Here is an 8,209-nt window from a genome sequence, read left to right as displayed (position 1 = left end):
AGAAAAAAAGGGGCGTGCTTCTTCTATTTGGTGGCGGGCTGGCGGTTTCCTTACACATTCATCCGTTCGCATTATACAGCAACATGATTTTTTGGGTCTTTCCTTTGTCAACTTTCGTGATTTATCATAATCAAATATGTAATAGTAAGTGAATCTCAATCTTGCGAAAAAGAGTGATGGCGGCCCCTACATTGAAAAGTAGGGGCCGCTGTTCTGTTTACATTACATTTCTTTTATTTCTAGAATTCAATCTATAGGACAACTACTCCCCAATCAATCTCCAATCGTTTGTGAACAATTGATCGAGTTCACTAAGAGACCATGGTATCACTACTCTTTAGTCAACTCGGTTGCATGTTTCCTTACACGACAAAGGTCAAAATTTTACCCACACTAGGTCATAATCCATCCTTTGTTCTCCCTTGTCTGCGGCTTATGATGAAGTCAACAAATTATAAGCTGAGGTGACATAAAAAGTGGAAGAGACAAAATCAAGTTATCAGCTTCCAAAGCAGCAGGCGGAGCGCGTAGTGAAAAAATTTTGGTCGCCACGGAGAAAGGAAGCATTAGTTGGTTGGCTGTTTTTACTGCCAGAAATAGTGGGCATGTTGATGCTTAATGTATTTGCCCTTGGGTTTTCATTGTACTTAAGTTTTACAGATTGGGATTTATTATCTGGGGTATCAGGTATTAAATTTGCTGGTCTGCAAAACTTCATTCATTTATTTCAAGACCCAACGATTTGGAAGGCATTATATAACAACTTAGTATATACGGTGTTAACCGTGCCAATTCCGATTGCGCTTGCGCTTGTATTAGCAGTTGTTATTCATAGTAAAGTCTACTTTAAGGATTACTTTAAAGTCGTATTCTTTATACCTTACATTTCTTCGATTATCGCTGTGGCAGCAGTGTGGAGCATCTTGTTCCACCCTTCACTAGGCCCTATCAATCAATTTCTAATGGATCTTGGTATATCGAATCCTCCGAAATGGCTCGTTGATCCGAAAACATCACTAATTGCGGTCGCTATTATTAGTGCGTGGGCAGGGCTCGGTTACACGATTATTATATACATGGCGGGATTGTCCAATATTTCCGAAGAATTATATGAAGCGGCAGAAATTGATGGGGCGACGGGGCTGAAGAAGTTTTTCAATATCACGATCCCGCTGCTCCGTCCAACGACGTTCTTCTTGCTTATTACGATGCTAATTGGTTCATTTAAAGTGTTCGATATTATTTCGTATTTGACCGAAGGCGGTCCTGATAATTCATCAACGGTAATTGTATTCCGCATCTATCAAGAAGGTTTCATCAACTATAATATGGGCTATGCATCTGCAATCTCTTGGCTGTTATTTGCGATTATCGGTCTGATTACTGCGGCAACGTGGAAGATGCGCCAAGAAGAATCATTTTAATAGAAAGGGAGAATACGATGCTAACCTTACGTAATAAGATTACTAAAATTATCGCTACCGTGTTAATGGGGGCATTGTCTATACTTTTTATCTTTCCATTATTATGGATGGTGTCGTCAGCGTTTAAATTTGAAAAAGATGTCATGCGCTTCCCGATTGAATGGATTCCGTCTGCAACCAACTTTGTAAATAACTTCAAGGCAGTATGGATGCAAAAGGTACCGTTCGGTCAGATTTACTTTAACTCAATTAAAGTGGCAATTATCGTTACTTTACTCTCGCTACTTATATCAACGATGGCAGCCTATTCCTTTACGAAACTACAATTTCGCGGTCGAAACCTTGTATTTGCCGGGCTGTTAGCCATGATGATTATTCCTGATCAAGCGACGCTCATTCCTCGCTTCATGCTTATTCGTTGGCTGGGACTATATGACACCCATGCAGCGCTAATATTGATGGGGATGTTTTCAATTTATTTTACATTCTTGTTGCGTCAATTTATGGCCGGTGTGAGTGATGATATTTTGGAAGCTGCTAAAATTGACGGTGCAGGGCACCTGCGCAGCTTCACTTCGATTATGCTTCCGCTCTGTCAGCCTGTAATCGCGACGGTGGCGATTATTAAGTTCATCTGGTCGTGGAATGATTATCAAAATCCGTTAATCTTCTTGCAATCGAAATCTTTGTATACCGTTCCGCTAGGCATGACATTGTTTAGGGACGATTATACGACCAACGATGCGATTATGATGATGGCGGCAGTGTCAGCGATTATTCCTCTGCTGATTGTGTTTATTGTTTTGCAGAGACAAGTTATTAGTGGGATTGCCCTTGGTGGTGTGAAAGGGTAAGCAATACGGACTCATGATAAATCTGTAGACATTTCTAGTTGAGAGTCTTCTAATAAGTCAAAATCGTTATCGCACAAGCACAAAATTATACACGCAGGCAATTTGCAAACGTTATATACTGTCTGTAAGCGCTAACAAGGCCTTGACTCAAAGCTTACTATCATTCATTTTAGGGGGAAGTTGCACATGGCAACTAAAAGTAAACGTTATTTTCTTCTGTCCACATGCCTACTACTAGCATTAATGATGTTTACAAGCGCTTGTGGAAACAAAGCTGACGAATCCGCACAATCGAACGGTACAGAGAAGAAGGAAGTGACCCTTAAGTACTATAACTGGGATAATGAGGCTCAACAAGAGGGTACAGACGCAATGCTGCGTGAGTTTGAAGCTGCCAACCCTGGTATTAAAGTGGAACATGTCGTGCTCGTTCCAGGTAATTCATTGGAAATGTTGAAGAAACTGGACTTCCTTATTTCGTCAGGAGATGAAGTTGACGTCGTTCAATTGCCAAGTACTTCAGCGGTTGTTGAAAGAGCGGTTCGCAGTGCATTTACGCCACTAAATGAATTCTATGATAAAGAAGGTTTGAAAGCGGAAGATGAGTATTATGTAAATCCGCAAATAGACGGCAAATATTACGGGATGCCATATACATCAGGTTATACCTATGTAATGCTCAATAAGAATGCGTTGGATGAAGCGGGACTGCCTGTTCCTAAATTCGGCTGGACATGGGATGACTATCGTGACTATGCGAAGAAGCTAACAAAAGGCGAAGGCGTAGACAAACGATACGGAACCTACTTCCATACGTGGGAGTTGTATATGAATGCCCCAGCGCAAACGGTAATGAAAGATCCGTTCCGCTATGACGATGGCAGTACAATTCTGTCTGACCCAACCTATCCGTACTTCTTCCAACTGCGCAAGGATATGGAAAATGTTGACAAGTCAGCGAAACCATATGCGGATGTGCTAGCATCTAAGCTTAACTATCGCAGTGAATTTTTCGGTGGTAGTGCAGCGATGATCATGTCAGGCAGCTTCACGATTCCAGATCCAGGGAATCTTGAGCAGTACCCACATGATTTTGTGACTGCTTTCGCGCCAGTTCCTTTGCCTCCAAAGAATGCTTTGCCTAAAGATTATGAGGGCGGTAAATACTTTGTTGGCAGTTCACAATTAGCAATGGGTTCAACAACGAAGCACAAGGAAGAGTCATATAAGCTGATGCGCTTTATGTCTACAGATGATTCAGCTAATAGACAAGAATTTTCCGGTTGGAAGAAAGCAGATCAAACAGCACTATTGGAGCGCATGATCGGCAAAAACAAGGACAAGTACGATGTAGAGTCGTTAAAGAACACACTGTTTGGCGACGATATTAAGTATTTGGATGCTTCCAAGGTACTTACCATTTCAAGTGCTGACTTAACAAAAGTTATCGACGATGGCTTCAGCAAATTTATGCTTAGCTCCGAGCCAATTGAGAAAGTACAAGCATGGATGGTTGAAGAAGCGACGAAGATTATTAATGAGAAAGAGAAGAAGTAACGATTCGTAAGTAACATAATAACTAGCAACGCTGAAACAAGGCGTCTCTATATTCCATGCTATATAAAGTGCAGATAGTGGGAAGAGGGACGCCTTTTCTGTATGGTGCTCAGAGAAGGGGTGAAGAGTGATGAAAAGAATACTAAGTTGGATACTAGTAGTTGCGATAGTAGTCACATTCTTGCCGGTTGGCACAGGTGTAGCGATGACATCAAATGTTGATAATTTATTTCCAAATGGTGATTTCGAATCAACTGCAGCGCCGAGCGGTACTTGGACTCAATATACGGATACGAACCCTGCGCCTGTTAATTGGGACACATGGATTCCTGTAGGTTCTGGTAAACCAGCTGGTAGGACAGTAAGTGTAACGGTCGCTACCTATGATTCTTATAGTGGTCAGCAATCGATGCTGATTGATGCTTCCCAAACAAGCCGCGTGTCAATTAATGCAAAGGCACCTGTTGCATCCGGTAAATCGTACCGCTTGCAAGTGTGGTACAAAACCGAAAATATTGCAGGTGGCAGCGGCGTTTATTTCCGCACTTCTGTGCTGAATGCTTCTAACACAAAATTAATCGATGGACCTACTTCAACGAAGGTGTATGGTACGAACGATTGGGCGATGCAGCAAGTTTTTATAACGGTGCCGGCTGGTGGTGCCAAATTTTTTGTTGAATTGTTTTTAGAAAATAGCACCGGCAAAGTGTGGTTTGATAACATTCGACTGGAGGAATATGACGGCATAACGGGGTTAGCTCTTGAACCGACGGCAAGGATGATGACGGTTGGGGAGACGAAGCCGCTTACATTAACCGTCACTCCAAATAACCTGCCATCTCCCAAAGTAATATGGAGTACTAGTGATGAGAACGTAGCTGCTGTTGATCAAGATGGCAATGTAACAGCAGTTGCTGCGGGTGTAGCAACAATCACTGTTGCGACAGAAGACCAGATGATAAAGGCACAAAGTACCATGGGTGTTGACTCCACAGAAACAGCAGCTGCTTACGACCAATTGCGTGAACGCTGGAAGCAGAAGTTAGTAGGAGCTGTAGACGATAACCTCGCTTCTGATCCCGCTATTCAGGCACTAGTAGCTGAGATGGACAATAATGTATCCAATGCCGCTAAGACGGGTTATCTCGATACGCTTAGTGCTAATGATAGCAGCCGTAGATACTTATGGTCGGATCTTGTCGATAGCGCCGATACCAAGGAGCAGCATGCCAACAACATCGTTAGCGAGTTTACTCGTATTAAGACAATTGCAACCGCTTACAATACAGAGGCTTCTCGTTTCTATCACGATCCACAGCTGCGGGATGCAATTATAGGTGCCCTGGATTGGATGTACGCTAAGCGTTATAACGAGCGTTTATCCTACAGCAGCACCAGCAGCTGGTGGGGATTTGAAATCGGTGCACCGCAGCTGTTAAATGATTGTTTGATCCTTATGTATGATGAGTTGAACGATCAGCAAATAGGCAACTTCATGCGGACAATTGATAAGTATTGTCCTAATCCAACAAAGCGGGTGCAAAATAGCTCCGTGATCGAGACCGGTGGCAATTTGCTGGATAAAGCGCTTGTTGTAACTCTTTGCGGCGTAATTGGTAGAAATAGCGCTAAAATTACGCAAGGACGGGATTCGATTGGTTCCGAATTCAACTATGTCACGAAAGGTGATGGTGTATATGAAGATGGTTCACTGGTGCAGCATGCGAATATCGCTTACACTGCTGGCTATGGTGCAGTCTGGCTCAGCCGCACGGCGGACATCACTTATTTGCTCAACACTTCACCATGGCCTGTGACTGACCAACGTGTGGCTAACATTTATAAGTGGGTAAGTGATACATTCGAACCGGTTATTTACAAAGGGCTGTACATGGATATGGTTAACGGGCGGGGGATCTCCAGAAAAGACTCGGGTACGGCTCGCGGCACGATTGTAGCTTTAGCAAGTTTAGCAGAGGGTGCACCACCAGAGGTTAGCGCTAATATTCGCAGTATGGTTAAGGAATGGGTAAGCAAGGATACAACCTTTAATGATTACTATAAAGGCTTGCCGATTTATAGTGTGATGTTGCTGAAGAAAGTGATGAACGATGATACTGTCGCACCGAGGGGTGAATTGTCGCGCAGTTATATGTTCAACGGTATGGCCCGTGTTGCGCATCATCGTCCGGACTACGCTTTTGGGCTAAGCATGTTCTCAGACCGCATCTCTGCCTTTGAAATGGGCAATAAAGAAAATATAAAAGGTTGGGATACTGGTCTTGGCATGACCTATATCTATAACGAAGATTTATTGCAATATCGCGATGGATATTGGGCAACGGTTAATAGTTTCCGCTTGCCAGGCACGACGACAGACGGTTCTGGAGAAGGAAAGATGCCGGGCGAATGGGCGTACTATTACAATACGAAAAGTCATGTTGGCGGCGCAACTCTAGATCATTTGTATAGCGCTAGCGGCATGGATTTCTCATTAACGAAAGTAACGGGTAGTGATTTAAGTGGTAAGAAATCATGGTTTATGTTCGATGATGAAATTGTTGCCCTCGGTACAGATATTAGTAAAACATCGTCCGCTACAAAAACGGTAGAAACGATTGTTGATAATCGGAAGTTGAATAGCAGCGGTGATAACGCATTTGTGATTAACGGTGTACAGGTGCCTACAGTATTGGATTATGCAGCAGATATTAATGATGTAAACTGGGTGCACCTGGCGGGCAATGGTGCAGGTTCTGGTGCGGATATGGGCTATTACTTCCCAACTGCACCCACACTCCATGTCGTACGCGAGGCGAGAACAGGCTCTTGGTATGACATTAACAACGGTCAATCGCAAGATAAGCTGACGCGCAACTATGCCAGCATTGCCTTTGATCATGGGAATAATCCACAAGCCGCTAGTTACGAATATGTGTTGCTTCCAGGTAAGACAACGGTACAAACACAAGCTTATAGTGAACAACCGGCAGTAGAAGTGCTTAGCAATACATCAACATTACAGGCTGTTAGCAATAAGCAGCTTGGCATCACCGCTGCGAACTTCTGGAGTGCGGATACTGCAGGAAGCATCCAAGCTAAATCTGCAGCTACGGTCATCATGAAAGAAGAGCGTGGCGAAATGACAATTGTGATATCCGATCCAACGCAAAAGCAAAACACAGTGACAATTGAAGTCCATCAACCGAACTTGACATTGCTAACTGCAGATACGGGGATGAAAGTTACACCGATACAAGATGGAGTTAGCATTGAAGTCAATACTTCGGGATCGCTCAGTAAGACGTACACAGCAACATTTGATCTCGGCAAGACTTACACCGTAACCATGGAAGGTGTAACAGCAGATAAACAGACTGCTAAGAAAGGTGAAACCGTAACTGTAGTACTAGATACGCCTGTGGGTAAAGTGTTCGACAAGTGGATCGTTACGCCAGCAAGCTTGACGTTGACCCAAGATACAACGAATAACAACATGTATACGTTCATCATGCCAGGTGAAGCAGTTAAAGTAACAGCAACGTATAAAGACGATACACCGGTAGGTGGCGGATCGACGCCATCAGCGGATCCAACACCAACATCGCCAACACTTAAACCTATACCAACTGAACCTGTGAATCCAGTGAAACCTACTGATCCAGTACCCCCTAAAGTAGATTTGTCTGATATCGCAGCTCATTGGGCTAAGGCTGCCATTAAAAAATCAGTTGAGCTTGGTTTTGTAAGTGGCTATGAGGATGGAACCTTTAGGCCGAATAGTACGATAACTCGCGGTGAGATTTCAGCAATGTTAGCTAGAGCGCTAAAGTTGGAACCCGTAAATACAGGGTTTATTTTTGCGGATCAAAGTCAAACACCAGTATGGGCACAGCCATTCATTCAAGCGCTTGCTAAAGCGGGATATATTTCAGGCTATGAAGATGGTGCATTCCGTGCGAATAAAGAAATCACCAGAAGTGAACTCGTTGTTATGATTGTTCGTGCACGGGGTCTTGAAGCACATCCAAATGCAACTCTGACGTTTACAGATGCGGATCAAGTGCCAGCATGGGCTAAGCCTTATGTGGCAACTGCAGAAGAAGCAGGCCTGATTAAAGGAAATGGAGTTGGAAAATTCAATCCTAATGCTGCTGCAACCAGAGCTGAAGCAGTTACTTTGATTCTAGGCATGTTAAATGATTTGAAATAAGAGATGCTGTCTATTCAAGCCATCTGCATTAGTCACGTCTTAAGGTCAACGACTTAAGTAGGTGCCAAACTGTATCATCTAAGTGAAGGTGGCTTCCCAGCAGGCTTGAGTTTAGATGAATATATTTCCATTTTACAGTTAGTAGAGGTTAAAATAACCAA

Annotated in this window: 4 protein-coding genes; all 4 read left to right on the top strand. The window is 43.3% G+C overall.

Going from position 1 to position 8,209, the window contains the following annotated elements; genetic code table 11:
• Positions 1-476: 476 nt before the first annotated feature.
• The 4 genes from M3661_RS14805 (at position 477) to M3661_RS14790 (ending at position 8,048) form a co-directional block, all read left to right on the top strand.
• Positions 477-1,424, top strand: coding sequence for a carbohydrate ABC transporter permease (locus tag M3661_RS14805; RefSeq protein WP_251486336.1), 948 nt, complete (start codon positions 477-479; stop codon positions 1,422-1,424).
• Positions 1,425-1,441: 17 nt separating this feature from the next.
• Complete coding sequence (locus tag M3661_RS14800) at positions 1,442-2,278, top strand: carbohydrate ABC transporter permease (protein WP_021254837.1); 837 nt, start codon at positions 1,442-1,444, stop codon at positions 2,276-2,278.
• Between the two features lie 186 nt (positions 2,279-2,464).
• Entirely contained in the window at positions 2,465-3,835 is a 1,371-nt protein-coding gene (locus tag M3661_RS14795) for an ABC transporter substrate-binding protein (protein WP_251486333.1), read from the top strand.
• Between the two features lie 130 nt (positions 3,836-3,965).
• Positions 3,966-8,048 carry a polysaccharide lyase family 8 super-sandwich domain-containing protein gene (locus M3661_RS14790; RefSeq protein ID WP_251486330.1) on the top strand — a complete coding sequence of 1,361 codons (4,083 nt, stop codon included), beginning with the start codon at positions 3,966-3,968 and terminating at the stop codon, positions 8,046-8,048.
• The last annotated feature ends 161 nt before the right edge of the window (positions 8,049-8,209 follow it).

Source organism: Paenibacillus sp. MER 180 (assembly GCF_023713665.1).
Lineage (GTDB): Bacteria > Bacillota > Bacilli > Paenibacillales > Paenibacillaceae > Paenibacillus_B > Paenibacillus_B suaedae.
The sequence above is the reverse complement of the archived record's forward strand: the minus strand, read 5'-3'. Positions and strand labels throughout refer to the sequence as shown.